Source organism: Pseudomonas oryzagri, from assembly GCF_020831405.1.
Classification (GTDB): domain Bacteria; phylum Pseudomonadota; class Gammaproteobacteria; order Pseudomonadales; family Pseudomonadaceae; genus Geopseudomonas; species Geopseudomonas oryzagri.
Map to the genome: position 1 here is coordinate 69392 of NZ_JAJHPU010000039.1, position 15811 is coordinate 85202.

Genomic DNA, 15811 nt, shown 5'->3' on the forward strand with positions numbered 1-15811 from the left:
CCGTTCCACCTCCCGCTTGTTATCCCGTCTGGTGCTCTGGAACGGGGTTATACTCCGGTTCCCGCACCCAACCTTTCAGGTGCAGCGAACATGACGCAGATTTCCGAACGACTCCTGGTGCAGGCCCATCTGGATGCCAAGCAGCCGCGCGCGCTGACCGCGCAGGAGATCGCCGACTACCGCCAGGCCATCGCCGCCGAGCTCAAGGCCCGCGACGCCGTGCTGGTCGCCCACTACTACGTCGATCCGATCCTCCAGGCGCTGGCCGAGGAGACCGGCGGTTGCGTGGCCGACTCGCTTGAAATGGCCCGCTTCGGCAGCCAGCATCCGGCCTCGACCATCGTCGTCGCCGGCGTGCGCTTCATGGGCGAGACGGCGAAGATCCTCAATCCGGAGAAGCGCATCCTGATGCCGACCCTGGAGGCGACCTGCTCGCTGGATCTGGGTTGCCCGGTCGAGGAGTTCTCGGCGTTCTGCGATCAGCATCCCGAGCGTACCGTGGTGGTCTACGCCAACACGTCGGCGGCGGTGAAGGCGCGTGCCGACTGGGTGGTGACCTCCAGCTGCGCGCTGGAGATCGTCGAGAGCCTGATGGACAACGGCGAGAAGATCCTCTGGGCGCCGGACCAGTACCTCGGTGGCTACATCCAGCGCGAGACCGGCGCCGACATGCTGATCTGGCAGGGCGCGTGCATCGTCCACGAGGAGTTCAAGGCCAAGCAACTGCACGACCTCAAGGCGCTGTATCCCGAGGCGGCGGTGCTGGTACATCCGGAATCGCCGGAGTCGGTGATCGCCTTGGCCGACGCGGTGGGCTCCACCAGTCAGCTGATCAAGGCGGCGCAGACCCTGCCCAATCAGATCTTCATCGTCGCCACCGATCGCGGCATCCTCTACAAGATGCAGCAGCTGTGCCCCGGCAAGTCGTTCATCGAGGCGCCGACCGCCGGCCAGGGAGCGACCTGCCGCAGTTGTGCGCACTGCCCGTGGATGGCGATGAACACCCTGGAGCGCACCCTCGACTGCCTGCGCCGCGGCAGCAACGAGATCCACGTCGATCCGGCGCTGATCCCCAAGGCGGTCAAGCCGCTCAAGCGCATGCTCGATTTTACCCAGGCGGCGCGCCTCAAGCAGGGCGGCAACGCCTGACTCAGGCGGAGCAAGTCGAAGGCCCGGCCAGCAGCCGGGCCTTTTGTTTTCTCGGCTGCCGGCTCACTTGAGCAGGTCTTCGACCATGCGCTGCTCTTCCTTCAGTTCGCTGTAGCGGGCATCGATGCGCGCGGCCAGCTGGAAGTTGCTGCTGGCGCGGCGGCGGGCGAAGTCGAGTTGTTCGATGGCCTGCTTGTAGTCTCCGGTCAGTGCGAAGTACTCGGCGCGTGCCTGGTGCACGCCGATGATGTTGCCCGAAAGGCCGCGGGTTTCCGCCTGCTGGCGCCACAGCTCGGCGTCGCGCGGACGCTCCTTGAGCAGCGCGTCGAGCAGCTTCTCCGCCTCGGCCGGGCGGCCCTGCTTGATCAGCAGCTCGCTGCGCGCCTGGCGTGCCGGGTAATTGCCCGGGTATTGGTCGAGCAGGCGCTTGAGTCGCCGGTCGGCGGCGTCCAGCTGGTTGCCGGCGACGTCCAGTTCGACCTGCGCCAGGTTGTAGATGGCGTCGTTGGGCGCCTTGTCGAGCAGCGGCTGCAGCGTGGTGGTGGCGTTCTGCAGCTGGCCGCTCTTGATCTGCGCCAGCGCCAGGCCGTAGCGCGCCGCATCCAGGCGGGGATTTTCGTCGAGCAGGGCGCGGAAGCGCTTGGCGGCCATGCCCGGGGAGTTCTCGTAGGCCAGTTGCGCGCGCGCGCGCATCAACTGGTAGCGCAGGCTGTCGGTATTGCCGCCGGCGCCGAACTGGGCGGCGCGGTTGCGGGTGTCGGCCACCCGCGATTCGCTGAGCGGGTGGGTCATCAGGAATTCCGGCGGCACCCGGGTGTAGCGGTACTGGCGTATTAGCCGCTCGAACATGCTCGGCATGGCCTGCGGATCGTAGCCGGCCTGTTGCAGGTTGAGGATGCCGATGCGGTCGGCCTCCTGCTCGTTCTGCCGCGAGAAGCTGCGCTGGGCCTGAATCGCCGCCGCCTGGCTGGAGGCGATGGCGGCGATGCCGGCGTCGCCGGCACCGGCCGCAGCGGCGACCACGCCGGCGAGCATGGCGGCCATCATCGGCACCTGCAGGCGCTTCTGCTCCTCAAGACCGCGGGCGAAGTGGCGCTGCGACAGGTGGGCCAGTTCGTGGGCGAGTACCGAGGCATACTCCGCCTCGGTGTTCGCATGCAGGAACAGGCCGGCGTTGACGCCGATGACCCCGCCGGGAGCGGCGAAGGCGTTGAGCTCGGGACTGTCGAGCAGGACGAAGACCAGGCGGCGGTCCTGCAGCTGGCTGGTTTCCGCCAGGCGATAGACGCTGCTCTCGATGAAGTCCTCGAGCAGCGGATCGGGCAGGCTCTTCACCTGGCCGCGTAGGACGTTGAGCCAGGCGCGGCCGAGCTGGTATTCCTGGTCGGGAGAGACGATCGAGGAACTGGCGTCGCCGAGCTCCGGCAGCTCGCTGGCGAAGGTCGGGGCGGCGAGCAGGCAGGCCAGGGTCAGCAGGGTGGGGCGCAGGATCTTCATCGCACGGGCTCGTGACGGCGGGAGAGTTACTCTAGCCGCTGCCGGGCTCGGCTGGCCAGTCGCGCACCGGCTTGGGTATGCTGCGTCGCATTTGCCGGAGACTGACGATGACCGAGACCGCCGCGCTGCCGCCGGCCCACGACGCCGAACTGGATGCCAGCGGCCTGAACTGCCCACTGCCGCTGCTCAAGGCCAAGCTGGAGCTCAACCGCCTGCCCAGCGGCGCGGTGCTCAAGGTGATCGCCACCGATGCGGGCTCGCAGCGCGACTTCCGTGCCTTCGCCCGTCTGGCCGGGCACGCGCTACTCCACGAGGAAGAGGCCGCCGGCAGCTTTCGCTACTGGTTGCGCAAGGCCTGAAAGGGGCGCCGGCCGGCGCCTGCGACTCAGCCGGCGTGGAGTGCGCGGGCGGCGTCGAGCACCGCCTCGGCGTGGCCCGGCACCTTGACCCCGCGCCATTCCCGGCGCAGCACGCCGTCCTGGTCGATCAGGAAGGTGCTGCGGTCGATGCCCAGGTATTCCTTCCCGTACAGCTTCTTCAGCTTGATCACGTCGAACAGCTGGCACAGTTGCTCGTCGGCGTCGGAGATCAGCTCGAAGGGGAAGGCCTGCTTGCACTTGAAGTTCTCGTGCGACTTCAGGCCGTCGCGCGACACGCCGAAGATCAGCGTGTTGGCGGCGGCGAACGCCTCGTGCAGGTCGCGGAAGTTCTGCCCCTCGGTGGTGCAGCCGGGGGTGCTGTCCTTGGGATAGAAGTACAGCACCACCTGCCGGCCGCGCAGGGCGCTGAGCTGGACTTGCTGGCCGCTGGTGGCCTGGGTCTGGAAATCGGCGACGGGCGAATCGATGGCTACCGGCATGCTGAGCTCCTGGTCTGTGTCGGGGGGGCTTACGGATTCTGCGGGCGCCAGGGCTCGATCAGGGCATCCAGGTTGAGGGCGTCGGCGAAGTCGAGGAACTGGTCGCGCAGCCAGCTGATCTGGGTGCCCGGCGGCAGAGTCACGGTGATGGTGGCATTGAGCAGCAGGGTGCCGGTCTGCGGTGCCTGGTAGGTGTCGCAGGTCAGGCTCTCCAGCTCGACGCGCTGGTCGCTGAAGAACTGGCACAGCTCGCCGAGAATGTCCGGTCGGTAGGCGGCGCTGACGTACACCACGTACGGCAGCGCGTTGGGGCGCTCCTCCGCGGCGGCGCTGCGGATCAGGTTGAGGCTGAGCTTGTGGCGCTTGGCCAGCGGGCCGAGGTTGGCCTCGAGACGGGCCAGGGCGTCCCAGCTGCCGGAGACCTGCAGGACCAGAGCGCTGTATTCGCCATGACGGGTCAGGCGGCTGCTGGTCACGTTGCAGCGGCATTCCTGGGCGGCGCGACAGAGTACGCTGGTGAGCTCCATGGGCGCGGGGCCCAGGGCGCTGATCACGAGAAACTGTTCACGGGGTGGAAGGGTCGACATGCAGAATTCCTGGTGCAAAAAGAGGGCGGCGAAGACTTGCCGGCAAAGCCGGGAAGGGTAGCGAAAAGCGCCGACCAGGGGAATGCCCGGGCGCGGGCGCCAGCTTGTGCAAGGCCGGTAGCGACAGTACCATTACGCCTTTCTATATATAGCGGCAGGAGTGGTTGCATGATTGCGGGCAGTATGGTGGCACTGGTCACGCCCATGGATGCAGAAGGCCGTCTGGATTGGGACAGCCTGACCCAGCTGGTCGATTTTCACCTCCGCGAAGGCACCAACGCCATAGTCGCGGTCGGCACCACCGGTGAATCCGCGACCCTCGACGTCGAGGAGCACGTGGCGGTGATCCGCCAGGTGGTCAAGCAGGTGGCCGGCCGCATCCCGGTGATCGCCGGCACCGGCGCCAACTCCACCCGCGAGGCCATCGAGCTGACCGCCGCCGCCAAGCAGGCCGGCGCCGATGCCTGCCTGCTGGTGACCCCGTACTACAACAAGCCGACCCAGGAAGGCCTGTACCTGCACCACCGCAAGATCGCCGAGTCGGTGGCCATCCCGCAGATCCTCTACAACGTGCCGGGGCGCACCGCCTGCGACATGCTGCCGGACACCATCGCCCGCCTTTCCGAAGTGCCGAACATCATCGGCGTCAAGGAAGCCACCGGCGACCTGGCCCGTGGCAAGGAAGTGCTGGACAAGGTCGCCCCTGGGTTCCTGGTCTACTCCGGTGACGACGCTACCGCCGTCGAGCTGATGCTGATGGGCGCCAAGGGCAACATCTCGGTGACTGCCAACGTCGCGCCGCGCGACATGAGCGAGCTGTGCGCCCTGGCCATGCGTGGCGAGGCCGAGGCCGCCCGCGCCATCAACGAGCGCCTGATGCCGCTGCACAAGCTGCTGTTCTGCGAAGCCAACCCGATTCCGGTCAAGTTCGCCCTTTCCGAGATGGGCCTGATCCCCGCGGGCATCCGCCTGCCGCTGACCTGGCTCAGCCAGGGCTGCCAGGAGCCGCTGCGCCAGGCCATGCGCCAGGCCGGTGTACTGGCCTGATCGAGGGAGATCCACGCATGAAGCGACTGGCCGGACTTTCCGTGCTCGCCCTGATCGTCGGTAGCAACAGCGGATGCAGCTGGCTGTGGGGCGACGAGGGCTACTTCCGTGATCGCAGCGGCGACTACCTGGCGGCCCGCGAGACGGCGCCGATGCAGATGCCGCCGGATGTCGAGGCGCGCCGTATCGAGCCGCTGCTGCCGGTGCCGGCCGCGGTGTCGACTCCCGCCGCCGACGGCGAGTATGAAGTACCCCGCCCGCAGAAACCGCTGGCAGGCGACCTCGATCGCGCTACCGAGGGTGGCAGCGTGTCCCTGCTCTCCGAGCGCAGCTTCGATGCCCCGGAGCGGATCAGCCTGAATACCGACGGCAGCGGCAACCCGCTGCTGACCCTGGCTTCCGACTTCGATCGCGCCTGGTCGGCGGTCGGCCGTGCCCTGCAGGACGCCGACGTGCGCGTCGACGACATGAACCGCAGCCTGGGTATCTACTACATCAACCTTGCCGAAGAGGCGCAGAAGCCGGACGAGAAGCCGGGCTTCTTCTCCCGCCTGCTGGGCGGCGAGTCTGACGCCGAAGAGGTCGAGGCCCGCGCCGAGCGCTACCAGGTGCGCCTGACCACGGTCGGCGACAGCGTGCAGGTCTCGGTCGAGAAAAGCCTCGAGGCAGTGGCGCCGGCCGACGTGGCGCGCCGCGTGCTGGGGCTGATCCAGGACCACCTTGGCTGAGCGGGCCCGCAGAGCCCCGGCCCCACCAGCGATAGGCGAAACCCCCGGGTTTCGCCTGTTTTGTTTGCCAGAGACGGAAATGCCGCTATGACCAGCACTCCCACCACCCTGAGCCTGAAGAAGATCTACTCGGGCAAGGTTCGCGACCTCTACGAAATCGACGACAAGCGCATGCTGATGGTGGCCACCGATCGTCTGTCGGCCTTCGACGTCATCCTCGCCGAGCCGATTCCGGAGAAGGGCAAGATCCTCACCTCGATCTCCAACTTCTGGTTCGACAGGCTCAAGGGCCTGGTCCCCAACCACTTCACCGGCGACCGGGTCGAGGACGTGGTGCCGGCCGCCGAGCTGCCGCTGGTCGAGGGCCGCGCCGTGGTCGCCAAGCGCCTCAAGCCGGTGCCGGTGGAGGCCATCGTGCGCGGCTACCTGGTCGGCTCCGGCTGGAAGGAGTACCAGAAGAGCGGCACCGTCTGCGGGATCGCCCTGCCGGCGGGCCTGCAGGAAGCCTCCAAGCTGCCGCAGCCGATCTTCACCCCGTCGACCAAGGCCGCGGTGGGCGATCATGACGAGAACATCTCCTTCGCCCGCTGCGAGGAGATCGTCGGTGCCGAGCTGGCCGCCAAGGTGCGCGACACAGCCATCGCCCTGTACAGCGCCGCCGTCGAGTACGCGGCGAGCCGCGGCATCATCATCGCCGACACCAAGTTCGAGTTCGGCCTCGACGAGGACGGCACCCTGACCCTGATGGACGAGGCGCTGACCCCCGACTCCAGCCGTTTCTGGCCGGCCGACAGCTACGCGGAAGGCAGCAACCCGCCGAGCTTCGACAAGCAGTTCGTGCGCGACTGGCTGGAGTCGACCGGCTGGAACAAGCAGCCGCCGGCCCCGGCCGTGCCGGCCGAGGTGGCGCAGAAGACCGCGGACAAGTACCGCGAGGCGCTGACCCGACTGACCAGCTGAGTCGTGCGCGGCGCGCAAGCATCTGATCCTACGTGAAAAAATCCTCGCCAGGGGGTTCGCCAAACGGTTCGGAGCTGATATGATGCGCGCCGACTTGGGGAGATGCCGGAGTGGTCGAACGGGACGGATTCGAAATCCGTTGAACCAGCAATGGTTCCTAGGGTTCAAATCCCTATCTCCCCGCCATATATCCAGACAAAGCCCCGGACTTCCGGGGCTTTGTCGTTTCCGGGGGCTCCCCGTTTCCCACCTTCTGTTTTCGCGCCGGCGGACGCTCTTCGCCGGCGTCGCCTGCGCGCACTCACGCGCCACTAAAATCTGAAAAGATTTGTAGCTATTATGCATGTCGGGTTGGCACGGAACTATCATGCATATCCAGGAATGATCGCAGTTTTCGCCGGGCTTCCGGGGTGGGGGAGCGCTGGCCTCGATCAGGACCGGTCCCAACATTGAATGGAAGCATCCCTCTTGAACAACAAAAAATGGCTCACTGCGCCGCTGCTGGCGCTGTCGATTTCCGCGGCCCAGGGGCAGACCCTGAATGTCGCCAACTGGAACGACTATATCGATCCGCAGGTGCTGGAAACCTTCACCAAGGAAACCGGCATCGAGGTCAACTATCGCACCTACGAGGATGACCAGGAGGTCTATGACCTGCTGAAGCAGGGCGAAGCGCTAGATGTCGTGGTCCCGTCCACCGACAACTTCGGCAAAATGGTCGGCGAGGGGCTGTTGCAGCCGTACGGTGCTTCCGGATTGCCCGGCTACGAAGCGATGGAGCCGCTGATCGTGCGCCGCCTGACCGTGGCGGATCCGGCCAAGGCCTACGGCGTCCCCTATCTGTGGGGCAGCATCGGTCTGGCGGTCAACGTTCCGCAGGCGGAAGCAGCGCTGGGCGGTCCGGTGCCGAATACCTGGGGGCTGGTGTTCGACAAGACGCTGGTGGGTAAGCTGTCCAAATGCGGGGTCACCCTGCTGGATTCGCCCAACGACGTGCTCAGCCTGCTCGCCAACTATCGCGGCCGCAGCTTGAACGCCCTCAGCGCGGGCTATGCCGAGCGGCTGTTTGGCGAGCTGAACGAACTGCGCCCGCACTACCGCTACGTCGACAGCGAGCGTTACATCGAGGATCTCAATGCCGGCAAGACCTGCGTCAGCATGGCGTGGGTCGGCGACGCACTGGGCGCGGCGGCCAAGGGCCAGCCGATCAAATATCTGGTGCCCGATGAGGGCACCCTGGTGTTCGTCGATATCCTGGCCATTCCCAAGTCGGCGCAGCATCCGGAAGAGGCGAAGGCCTTCATCAGCTACCTGTTGCGGCCGGAGGTGTCGGCGCAGATCGCTCGCGCCACCTACTACCAGACGCCCAACGTCAAGGCTCGCCAGTTGCTCGAGTCCAGTGGCCAGGATTTCCATGCCGCCCAGTTGAGCACCGGGATGTTCGGCTTCGTGGAGCCCAAGCCAGAGGTGGAAAAGCTGGTCACGGACTTCTGGCCGCGACTGCAGAAGGACTCGCCCCAGGCTCGTTGAGTGCGACCTGCCTCTCGCCAAGGCCCCGAATGATCGGGGCCTTGGCATTTTCGGGGTGGAGGGTTTGTCGCTCTGCCGCGCCGGTCATTCCCGAGTGCGGCACGCGGCGCGCTGGTGCCCGTCTGCGCGCCTGCATGACCTGGGCGCTCAACGGGCGGAGCGTATCGTCGCCTGCTCGGCGGGAACCGCCAGGGTCCACAGGCCGCCCCACAGCAGGGCTCCTGCACCCAGCCAGAAGGCGCTGTGCAGGCTGCCGCCCATGCCCAGCCACTGGCTGGTGAGCCAGGGGCCGGCCAGCTGGGTGACGCTGTACAGGGCGATCAGCGCCGCCGAGATGCGCGGCCCCTGGTGCGGTTGCAGGCTGCGGCCCAGGCGCTGAGTGAGCAGCACCGTGCCGAGGAAGGTGCTGCCGACCAGCAGGGCGCAAAGCAGGATGCCGATGGCGCCGGGCAGCAGCAGGGTGGCCAGCACGCCGCTCAGTTGCACCAGATAGTTGGCCTGCAGGGCACGTTTGTCGCCGAGGATGGCGCCCAGGCGATTCCATAGCCAGGGACCGCCCAGGGTGGCCAGCGCCACTACCAGCCAGCTGCCGCCCACCAGGAAGCTGCCCGGTTCGAGCTGCAGGCGGGCCAGCATGGGCAGGAAGGTCATCGGCAGGATGTAGCCCATGCCGGCACCGGTGTAGGACAGGAACAGCGGAATGCTGCGGCGATCCAGCAGGCGTCCGCTGCTGCCGCGCGCGGTGGCCTGGGTGGCCGCATGCGGGGTGTCCAGGCGCGCCAGCTGCCGCCAGCCCCACCAGGCCAGCGGCAGGCTGAGCAGGGCCGCCGGCCACCAGCGGGCCGGGCCGTGCAGCCAGTCGGCGCTGAGGCTGACCAGGGCGCTGGAGACCAGCAGGCCGGCGCCGACGCCGAGGTAGACCAGCCCGCTGGCACTGGCGCTGTTATGCCGGGCCAGCCATTCGAGAATCAGCGCCGGGGCCTGGACGAACACCAGGCCGTTGCCGATGCCGTTGACCAGGCGCAGCGCGGCCAGGCTGTCGGCGTCGCCGGCCTGGGTCTGCAGCAGGGTGGAGACCAGGTGCAGCGCCAACCCCCAGGGCAGACTGCGGCGGATCTGGGCGATGCCATGCCAGCGGATCGCCAGCAGTGCACCGATCAGGTAACCGAGGTAGTTCCAGCTGGCGATGTCGGCGCCCTGCTTGAGGCTGAGCAGGCCGTCTTCCACCAGCCAGGGCAGCAGCGGCGTATAGATGAAGCGGCCCAGGGCGTGCACGGTAAGCAGTAGCAGGGCGCCGGCGAGAAGCACCGGCAGCAGGGCAGGGCGTAAGGCGGTCATCAGCGATCCTTGCGGCCGCCTGCGCGACGACCTGTTCTTCTCGTTGGATGCAGCGCGGGGCTGCGAGGGGGCAGCTTAGGCAGCCCCCTATGCGCAGGCAATACGCCCTTGGCCGGAGTGGCGGAAGGGCGCGGATCCCGGCCGCCGCGCGCGCCGGGATGGGACGGCCGATGCCTTCAGGCGGTCTCTTGCTGACCCTGCGGGGCGATGCTGCCGGCCGGCTGGCGGCTGCGCCACAGCACGCCGGTCAGCAGCAGGCCGACCAGCCCCCAGCCGAGCGCCTGGACGTTGAGCAGGGTTTCCTGCCACAGCATGATCGGCAGGCCCAGGCCGATCAGCACGGCCAGCAGGCCGAGTTCGTCCCGCGGGCCGCGCACCGGCCAGAGCGCGAAGGTCAGTGCCGGCAACAGCATGGCAAAGGTGGGGAAGCTGCGGTAGCGGGGGTCGAACACCTGGGCCATCATCAGCCAGGCGCCGGCCAGTGCGGTAGCTAACAGCAGGATGCCGGCCCGGTCCTCCAGCCAGGTGGCCAGCTCCGCCCGCCAGCCGGCCGCCGGCGGGTTGAGCTGCAACAGGCCGCGCGCGGCGGTGAACAGGCTCAGCATCAGCAGGGCACCGAACCACAGCCATTCGCCGAAGTGGCGGCTGTCGAGCCACAGCTGCAATGACCACAGCGCCAGGCTGGCGGCGGCGATGCCGGCGGCCAGTGGCAGCTGCCAGCTGCTGCGGCTGTCCCGCGGCGCACCGCCGAGCAGCAGGCCGGCGGCCAGCAGCAGGGCGCTCAGCCCCAGCCAGCGCGGCCAGTCGGGCAGGTTGGACACTGGGCCGGCCAGCACGCCCTTGTCGGCGCGCTGGGCGTCGAACAGGCCCCAATAACCGCCGACCGTGCCTTCGCTGATGCGCTTCCACGGCTGGTCGAAAGCCTCGATCAGGTTGTATTGCCAGCCATTCGCCTCGGCCATGTCGATCACGCCGCGGATGAAGCGTGCTTCGTTGACCCTGCTGGGCACGGCGTCCTCGCGCTGGCGACCTTCGCTCGGCCAGCCGGTTTCGCCGATGAAGATCTGCTTGGGCGCGTACTTTTCCTCGAAGATGTCGTGCACTCGCTTGACCTGGGCCAGCGCACCGTCGATGCCGGTGGGGTCGTCTTCCCAGTAGGGCAGCAGGTGGATGGTCAGGAAGTCCACCGCCGGAGCCACCTCCGGATGACGCAGCCAGAACTCCCAGACGTCGGCGTAGGTCACCGGCTGCTCGACGCGCGACTTCACTTCCTCGATCAGCGCGGTCAGGTGCTTGGCGGTGATTTCCCGGCGCAGCAGCGCCTCGTTGCCGACGATCACCGCGCTCACCACGTCCGGGTTGGCGTTGGCCATGCGGATCACCCGCTCGATCTCGCGCCGGGTCGCCTTGGGCGCGCGGCTGACCCAGGCGCCGATCATCAGCTTGATGCCGTGTTGGCGGGCCAGCTCGGGCAGGTAGTCGAGTCCGGTGACCGAATAGGTGCGCAGGCAATTGAAGCGTTGGGCGAGCAGGGCGACGTCGGCCTCGACCCGCTCGCGGCGGATATTCAACGGCTTGTTGAACGGCGACTGGTCATGGTCGAACGGGCTGTAGGACGCGCATTGCAGCTTGCCGTTGGCCAGGCGCGGATCGGGCAGGGCCTGGTCGCGGCCGAGGCCGTACCAGAGGCCGGCCAGGGCGGCCAGAACGAGCAGCAGGATAAGGCAGTAGAGGGGCAGGGAGCGCGATCGGGCGGTCATGGCGGCACGGGTCGAGAGGCGAAGCCGCGGATATTAAAGATCGTCCCGCCCGCACGCCAGAGGCGCGCACGAACTGTAACAGCGCGCAGCGAGTATGCCTTGACCCCGCTCAGGCATGGTGGTGGTGGTGCCAGACCCGTCGAGCGCATTGCTGCGTTGCCGGCGTCTGGCGCTCGATGCGCTGCCAGAGCTTTTCGTGAAGGAAGAAGCCGACCGAGTTGCACAGCGGCTCGACGACCGCCAGCAGGCCGCCGACCGCCACGCTGCCGGTCAGCGCATAGGCCACGGCGAAGGCGATACAGAAGTGCATCAGGGTGAAGGTCATGGTCTTGAGCATGGCGCATCTCCTCGGTCGCTGGATGAGAGCGGTTATCGCTTGGAAACAAGCATGAGCTGCAGCGTATGGGTAGGGAAATGGCCGTTGTCGATAGCGCGGATAGCGGCGCTCAATCGCCGGCGCCGGATTGCCTGCGCGGCTTGTCAAGAGGGATGGGCCGCTGGGGCGGGGACCGCGCGCACGACTAAAGTCGTCTGGTACTCGGCCGGCAGGGACCTAAAGTAGCGTACATGCCGCCCAATGGGAGGCTCGACTGACGTGGAGACCAACAATGAATAATGAAAACGTGTACCGGCAGATCTATGCCAACCCACGCTTCCAGGAGTTGGTGGCCAAGCGCGGGCGTTTCGCCTGGCTTTTGGCCATCATCATGCTGGTTGCCTACTATGCGTTCATCCTCGTGATCGCATTCGATCCCAAGCTCCTGGGCGCCCCCCTGAGCGAAGGCGGCATCATCACCTGGGGTATCCCGGCGGGCCTGGGCCTTATCTTCCTGTCTTTCATCCTGACTGGCATCTACGTGCAGCGTGCCAACGGTGAGTTCGACCGTATCACCCAGGAAATTATCAACGAGGCCCAAAAATAATGATCTCTCGTTTCCTGACCGCGGCTGCCCTGATGGCAGCCTCCCCGATGCTGCTGGCGGGCGAAGCCCTGACCGGCGCAGTCCAGAAGCAGCCGACGAACTGGACCGCCATCATCATGTTCGTGGTGTTCATCGTCTTCACCATGGGCATCACCAAGTGGGCGGCCAAGCGCAACACCTCCACCGCTGACTACTACACCGCCGGCGGCAGCATCACCGGCTTCCAGAACGGCCTGGCGATCGCCGGCGACTACATGTCCGCGGCGTCCTTCCTGGGTATTTCCGCCCTGGTGTTCACCAGCGGTTACGACGGCCTGATCTACTCCATCGGCTTCCTGGTCGGCTGGCCGCTGATCCTGTTCCTGATGGCCGAACGCCTGCGCAACCTGGGCAAGTTCACCTTCTCCGACGTGGCTTCCTATCGCCTCGGTCAGACCCCGATCCGCGTGCTGTCCGCCTGCGGTTCGCTGGTCGTGGTGGCCTTCTACCTGATCGCCCAGATGGTCGGTGCCGGCAAGCTGATCCAGCTGCTGTTCGGTCTCGACTACATGGTGGCCGTGATCCTGGTGGGCGTGCTGATGGTCTGCTACGTGATGTTCGGCGGCATGCTGGCCACCACCTGGGTACAGATCATCAAGGCAGTGCTGCTGCTCTCCGGCGCCAGCTTCATGGCCATCATGGTGCTCGTCTCCGTGAACTTCGACTTCAGCAAGCTGTTCGCTGACGCCGTGGCCCTGCACGCCAAGAAAGAGGCCATCATGGCTCCCGGCGGTCTGGTTTCCGACCCGATCTCCGCGATCTCTCTGGGTATGGCCCTGATGTTCGGTACCGCTGGTCTGCCGCACATCCTGATGCGCTTCTTCACCGTGTCCGACGCCAAGGAAGCTCGCAAGAGCGTGTTCTACGCTACCGGCTTCATCGGCTACTTCTACATCCTGACCTTCATCATCGGCTTCGGCGCGATCCTGCTGGTCAGCACCAATGCGGAGTTCAAGGACGCTACCGGCGCCATCGTCGGCGGCACCAACATGGTCGCCATCCACCTGGCCAAGGCTGTAGGCGGTAACCTGTTCCTCGGCTTCATCTCCGCTGTGGCCTTCGCCACCATTCTGGCAGTGGTTGCCGGTCTGGCGCTGGCCGGTGCTTCCGCCGTGGCTCACGACCTGTACGCTTGCGTGATCAAGCAGGGCAAGGCCACTGAAGAGCAGGAAATGAAAGTGACCAAGCGCACCACTCTGGCTCTGGGTGTGCTGGCCATCGTCCTGGGTATCGCCTTCGAGAACCAGAACATCGCCTTCATGGTGGGTCTGGCCTTCTCCGTGGCTGCCAGCTGCAACTTCCCGATCCTGTTCCTCTCCATGTACTGGAAGAACCTGACCACCCGCGGTGCTCTGATCGGTGGTGCGCTGGGCCTGGCTACTGCCCTGCTGCTCACCATCCTCAGCCCGACCGTATGGGTCGACGTCCTGCACTTCAAAGAGGCGATCTTCCCCTACAAGTACCCGGCTCTGTTCGCCATGATCGCTTCCTTCGCTGGTCTGTGGTTCTTCTCGATCACCGACAAGTCGAAGTCGGCTGCCGAAGAGCGCGAGCGCTTCTTCCCGCAGTTCGTGCGTTCGCAGACCGGTCTGGGCGCCACTGGTGCGGTTGCGCACTAAGCAACCAGAGGTCGCGTGACCTGAAAGGGGCAGCCTGCGGGCTGCCCCTTTTTTCGTTCGTGCGAAATAGGTCGGGCCGACTGGCGAGCAGTTCCTTTTCTGCCGCCGGCCGCTGTGATAGAAGGCGGCCCTGTTCTCATGGGAGTGTCTGCGTGGATCCGGAATCCATCGTCTATGGCTGCATCCGCGATTGCCCGTCCGGCGATCCGCAGGAGCACCGTGCGCGGCGCCAGCACAACCGGCGGGTGCTCGACGAGCTGCCGGAGATCGGCATGTTGTCGCTGCTCAGCCGGCAGATGTTCTCCTTCTGCCGCTTCGAAGGCGATGGTCTGTACCAAACCCAGGTGATCCACTTCGGCGCCAGCTATCGCGCCGTGGAGTACGAGTGGGCGGCCTGGCTCAAGCAGTTCGAGGCGCTACTCGGTCGCCTGTACTGGTCCAGCGCGGTGGTGCACCTGGACACCGAATTGCGCGGCTTTCACACCTTCCGCTGGGAGAGCGAGCAGGGCTGCCATCATCCCGGCGAAGGCGTGCTGCGCATGCGCTGCGCCTGGGAGCACGAGGGCGGCTTGCGCAGCTGAGGGGGCGCCTGGAGGCGAAAGGCGGTTTCAGTCGGCCAGCCATTCGGCCGGCACTTCACTGCGCAGGGCCAGCTGGCACTGCTGGCTGTCGGGATCGAAGACGATCACCGCCTCGCCGCGGGCGAGGGCGTGGCGGACCCTCGCGACGCGACTGTCCAGTGGTGTGTCGTCGCCGTTGTCGGTACCTTCGCGGGTGACGAAGTCCTCGATCAGGCAGGTCAGGGTATCGGCTTCGAGCAGGTCGTGGGGAATCAGCATGGCTATCTCGGCAAATCATCGGACACCGCAGCGTCCGTGCTGCCGTCAGCTTCCATGCCTCAAGTGTACTTGGTGAAGATGCTGCGCACCCGCGCCAGGGTGGCGCTGCTGTCCTGCTCGGGGTCGAGGACCGCCTCTTCCAGCAGGCAGGCGAGCAGCTCCTGGTAGGCGCGGTCGAGGGCCTTGCGTGCCGCGGCGAACTGCTGGGCGACGGCCTCGCAATCCTCGCCGCGACGAATCATCGCCTGCAGACCGCGTATCTGGCCCTCGATGCGGGCCAGACGCTTGAGCATGGCGTCCTGATGGTTCTGGCGGGTTTCACTCATTCCGGGTTTCCAGGGGGCGACGCAGGGTGAAGGCGCCACGCAGTTCGCCGAGAGCGAAGCCGCGGGCCTGATCCTGCGGATAGCGTTGGTCGATCACCGCGGCCAGTTCGGGCTTGATGTTCCGGCCATGGCAGGCGAGGCAGGGTTCGCCGGTGGGAATGGCCTTCATCAGACGGAACTCGCCATCGACCACCCCGGCATGCTTGAGGTCGGCGACCGGCTCGCCGGCGGCAGCGCGGGCGGCGAACTGCTCCAGCACCTGGCGTTCCCAAGCGTCCGGCGCGTTGTTCGGATTGCGCAGCTTAAGCGCCGTACGCCCGACTTTCCAGGGAGCCTGACTGTGCTGGGCAGCGATCTGCGCGGCCAGCAGCTGGCAGGCCTCGACGGCCTTGGCCGGCCCGCCGTCCTGCATGGCGGCCTTGACGGTGGCGAGCAGCTGCTGCTGGAACGGCGGGATCAGCGCAGCACCCTCGGCGGCGAGCTGCTGGCTGTCGGTGGCGTTGGCTTGGCTGGTGAAGGCGATCAGCAAGGCAAGGGTGGCGATGCGCATGGAGGCTCCTGGGCGGGCTTTCTGGGTACCCCCAGGAGTATCTTGAGCGGCCCGCGCAAA

Annotated in this window: 18 protein-coding genes and 1 tRNA gene; 10 read left to right on the forward strand and 9 right to left on the reverse strand. The window is 66.6% G+C overall.

The annotated features are described in order from the left end of the window. Positions 1–90: 90 nt before the first annotated feature. The gene (gene nadA, locus LMJ29_RS13650) at positions 91–1149 is read left to right on the forward strand and encodes a quinolinate synthase NadA (RefSeq protein WP_229606063.1); all 1059 of its coding nucleotides are present in this window, start codon (positions 91–93) and stop codon (positions 1147–1149) included. A 63-nt stretch (positions 1150–1212) separates the two neighbouring features. Here the strand turns inward: nadA and LMJ29_RS13655 are convergent, their stop codons facing one another. Next, complete coding sequence (locus tag LMJ29_RS13655) at positions 1213–2646, reverse strand: M48 family metalloprotease (RefSeq protein ID WP_229606064.1); 1434 nt, start codon at positions 2644–2646, stop codon at positions 1213–1215. A 107-nt stretch (positions 2647–2753) separates the two neighbouring features. On the opposite strand from LMJ29_RS13655, the gene LMJ29_RS13660 reads away from it, so the two are divergent. After that, positions 2754–3005, forward strand: coding sequence for a sulfurtransferase TusA family protein (locus LMJ29_RS13660; protein WP_229606065.1), 252 nt, complete (start codon positions 2754–2756; stop codon positions 3003–3005). A 26-nt stretch (positions 3006–3031) separates the two neighbouring features. Here LMJ29_RS13660 and LMJ29_RS13665 read toward each other — a convergent pair whose 3' ends face one another. Together LMJ29_RS13665 and LMJ29_RS13670 are read right to left on the reverse strand one after the other, a co-directional pair. Then, positions 3032–3505: a peroxiredoxin gene (locus tag LMJ29_RS13665; protein ID WP_229606066.1), complete on the reverse strand. Its 474-nt coding sequence runs from the start codon at positions 3503–3505 to the stop codon at positions 3032–3034. A gap of 29 nt (positions 3506–3534) precedes the next feature. Further along, a complete protein-coding gene (locus LMJ29_RS13670; protein ID WP_229606067.1) occupies positions 3535–4092 on the reverse strand; it encodes a glycine cleavage system protein R in 558 nt (185 codons plus the stop codon). A gap of 168 nt (positions 4093–4260) precedes the next feature. On the opposite strand from LMJ29_RS13670, the gene dapA reads away from it, so the two are divergent. From dapA to LMJ29_RS13695, 5 genes are all read left to right on the forward strand, one after another. Continuing rightward, positions 4261–5139 carry a 4-hydroxy-tetrahydrodipicolinate synthase gene (gene dapA, locus LMJ29_RS13675; RefSeq protein WP_229606068.1) on the forward strand — a complete coding sequence of 293 codons (879 nt, stop codon included), beginning with the start codon at positions 4261–4263 and terminating at the stop codon, positions 5137–5139. 17 nt (positions 5140–5156) lie between these two features. Then, complete coding sequence (bamC, locus tag LMJ29_RS13680; protein WP_229606069.1) at positions 5157–5867, forward strand: outer membrane protein assembly factor BamC; 711 nt, start codon at positions 5157–5159, stop codon at positions 5865–5867. Between the two features lie 87 nt (positions 5868–5954). Beyond that, the gene (locus tag LMJ29_RS13685; RefSeq protein ID WP_229606070.1) at positions 5955–6827 is read left to right on the forward strand and encodes a phosphoribosylaminoimidazolesuccinocarboxamide synthase; all 873 of its coding nucleotides are present in this window, start codon (positions 5955–5957) and stop codon (positions 6825–6827) included. Positions 6828–6923: 96 nt separating this feature from the next. Continuing rightward, positions 6924–7013 (forward strand) — tRNA-Ser (locus LMJ29_RS13690). Between the two features lie 282 nt (positions 7014–7295). Continuing rightward, positions 7296–8357 carry an extracellular solute-binding protein gene (locus LMJ29_RS13695; RefSeq protein ID WP_229606071.1) on the forward strand — a complete coding sequence of 354 codons (1062 nt, stop codon included), beginning with the start codon at positions 7296–7298 and terminating at the stop codon, positions 8355–8357. A gap of 147 nt (positions 8358–8504) precedes the next feature. Here LMJ29_RS13695 and LMJ29_RS13700 read toward each other — a convergent pair whose 3' ends face one another. From LMJ29_RS13700 to LMJ29_RS13710, 3 genes are all read right to left on the reverse strand, one after another. Beyond that, complete coding sequence (locus LMJ29_RS13700; RefSeq protein WP_229606072.1) at positions 8505–9695, reverse strand: YbfB/YjiJ family MFS transporter; 1191 nt, start codon at positions 9693–9695, stop codon at positions 8505–8507. 176 nt (positions 9696–9871) lie between these two features. Further along, the gene (locus LMJ29_RS13705) at positions 9872–11455 is read right to left on the reverse strand and encodes a glycoside hydrolase family 17 protein (protein ID WP_229606073.1); all 1584 of its coding nucleotides are present in this window, start codon (positions 11453–11455) and stop codon (positions 9872–9874) included. 109 nt (positions 11456–11564) lie between these two features. Next, complete coding sequence (locus LMJ29_RS13710) at positions 11565–11792, reverse strand: DUF2061 domain-containing protein (protein ID WP_229606074.1); 228 nt, start codon at positions 11790–11792, stop codon at positions 11565–11567. 271 nt (positions 11793–12063) lie between these two features. Between LMJ29_RS13710 and LMJ29_RS13715 the strand changes: the two genes are divergently transcribed. The 3 genes from LMJ29_RS13715 to LMJ29_RS13725 all read left to right on the forward strand — a co-directional run bounded on the left by LMJ29_RS13715 (position 12064) and on the right by LMJ29_RS13725 (position 14617). After that, a complete protein-coding gene (locus LMJ29_RS13715; protein ID WP_229606075.1) occupies positions 12064–12378 on the forward strand; it encodes a DUF485 domain-containing protein in 315 nt (104 codons plus the stop codon). After that, positions 12378–14036, forward strand: coding sequence for a cation acetate symporter (locus LMJ29_RS13720; protein ID WP_229606076.1), 1659 nt, complete (start codon positions 12378–12380; stop codon positions 14034–14036). Before LMJ29_RS13715 ends, LMJ29_RS13720 begins: the two co-directional genes overlap by 1 nt. A 152-nt stretch (positions 14037–14188) precedes the next feature. After that, a complete protein-coding gene (locus LMJ29_RS13725) occupies positions 14189–14617 on the forward strand; it encodes a hypothetical protein (RefSeq protein WP_229606077.1) in 429 nt (142 codons plus the stop codon). Positions 14618–14644: 27 nt separating this feature from the next. On the opposite strand, the gene LMJ29_RS13730 is transcribed toward LMJ29_RS13725, so the two are convergent. Genes LMJ29_RS13730 through LMJ29_RS13740 form a run of 3 tightly spaced genes read right to left on the reverse strand, consistent with a single transcriptional unit; the run spans position 14645 to position 15751 of the window. Beyond that, positions 14645–14875 carry a YheU family protein gene (locus LMJ29_RS13730; RefSeq protein ID WP_229606078.1) on the reverse strand — a complete coding sequence of 77 codons (231 nt, stop codon included), beginning with the start codon at positions 14873–14875 and terminating at the stop codon, positions 14645–14647. Between the two features lie 59 nt (positions 14876–14934). Further along, positions 14935–15201, reverse strand: coding sequence for a metal-sensing transcriptional repressor (locus tag LMJ29_RS13735; protein ID WP_090349244.1), 267 nt, complete (start codon positions 15199–15201; stop codon positions 14935–14937). Next, the gene (locus LMJ29_RS13740; RefSeq protein ID WP_229606079.1) at positions 15194–15751 is read right to left on the reverse strand and encodes a Tll0287-like domain-containing protein; all 558 of its coding nucleotides are present in this window, start codon (positions 15749–15751) and stop codon (positions 15194–15196) included. The genes LMJ29_RS13735 and LMJ29_RS13740 overlap by 8 nt, the downstream gene beginning before the upstream one ends. Positions 15752–15811: the final 60 nt, after the last annotated feature.

Bases quoted from the DNA above. Each gene is read 5' to 3' on its own strand.
- LMJ29_RS13735 (WP_090349244.1), bottom strand. From the start codon at position 15,201: ATGAGTGAAACCCGCCAGAACCATCAGGACGCCATGCTCAAGCGTCTG.
- LMJ29_RS13715 (WP_229606075.1), top strand. From the start codon at position 12,064: ATGAATAATGAAAACGTGTACCGGCAGATCTATGCCAACCCACGCTTC.
- LMJ29_RS13670 (WP_229606067.1), bottom strand. From the start codon at position 4,092: ATGTCGACCCTTCCACCCCGTGAACAGTTTCTCGTGATCAGCGCCCTG.
- LMJ29_RS13700 (WP_229606072.1), bottom strand. From the start codon at position 9,695: ATGACCGCCTTACGCCCTGCCCTGCTGCCGGTGCTTCTCGCCGGCGCC.
- LMJ29_RS13710 (WP_229606074.1), bottom strand. From the start codon at position 11,792: ATGCTCAAGACCATGACCTTCACCCTGATGCACTTCTGTATCGCCTTC.
- LMJ29_RS13665 (WP_229606066.1), bottom strand. From the start codon at position 3,505: ATGCCGGTAGCCATCGATTCGCCCGTCGCCGATTTCCAGACCCAGGCC.
- bamC (WP_229606069.1), top strand. From the start codon at position 5,157: ATGAAGCGACTGGCCGGACTTTCCGTGCTCGCCCTGATCGTCGGTAGC.
- LMJ29_RS13685 (WP_229606070.1), top strand. From the start codon at position 5,955: ATGACCAGCACTCCCACCACCCTGAGCCTGAAGAAGATCTACTCGGGC.
- LMJ29_RS13720 (WP_229606076.1), top strand. From the start codon at position 12,378: ATGATCTCTCGTTTCCTGACCGCGGCTGCCCTGATGGCAGCCTCCCCG.
- nadA (WP_229606063.1), top strand. From the start codon at position 91: ATGACGCAGATTTCCGAACGACTCCTGGTGCAGGCCCATCTGGATGCC.
- LMJ29_RS13730 (WP_229606078.1), bottom strand. From the start codon at position 14,875: ATGCTGATTCCCCACGACCTGCTCGAAGCCGATACCCTGACCTGCCTG.
- LMJ29_RS13705 (WP_229606073.1), bottom strand. From the start codon at position 11,455: ATGACCGCCCGATCGCGCTCCCTGCCCCTCTACTGCCTTATCCTGCTG.
- LMJ29_RS13660 (WP_229606065.1), top strand. From the start codon at position 2,754: ATGACCGAGACCGCCGCGCTGCCGCCGGCCCACGACGCCGAACTGGAT.
- LMJ29_RS13655 (WP_229606064.1), bottom strand. From the start codon at position 2,646: ATGAAGATCCTGCGCCCCACCCTGCTGACCCTGGCCTGCCTGCTCGCC.
- LMJ29_RS13740 (WP_229606079.1), bottom strand. From the start codon at position 15,751: ATGCGCATCGCCACCCTTGCCTTGCTGATCGCCTTCACCAGCCAAGCC.
- dapA (WP_229606068.1), top strand. From the start codon at position 4,261: ATGATTGCGGGCAGTATGGTGGCACTGGTCACGCCCATGGATGCAGAA.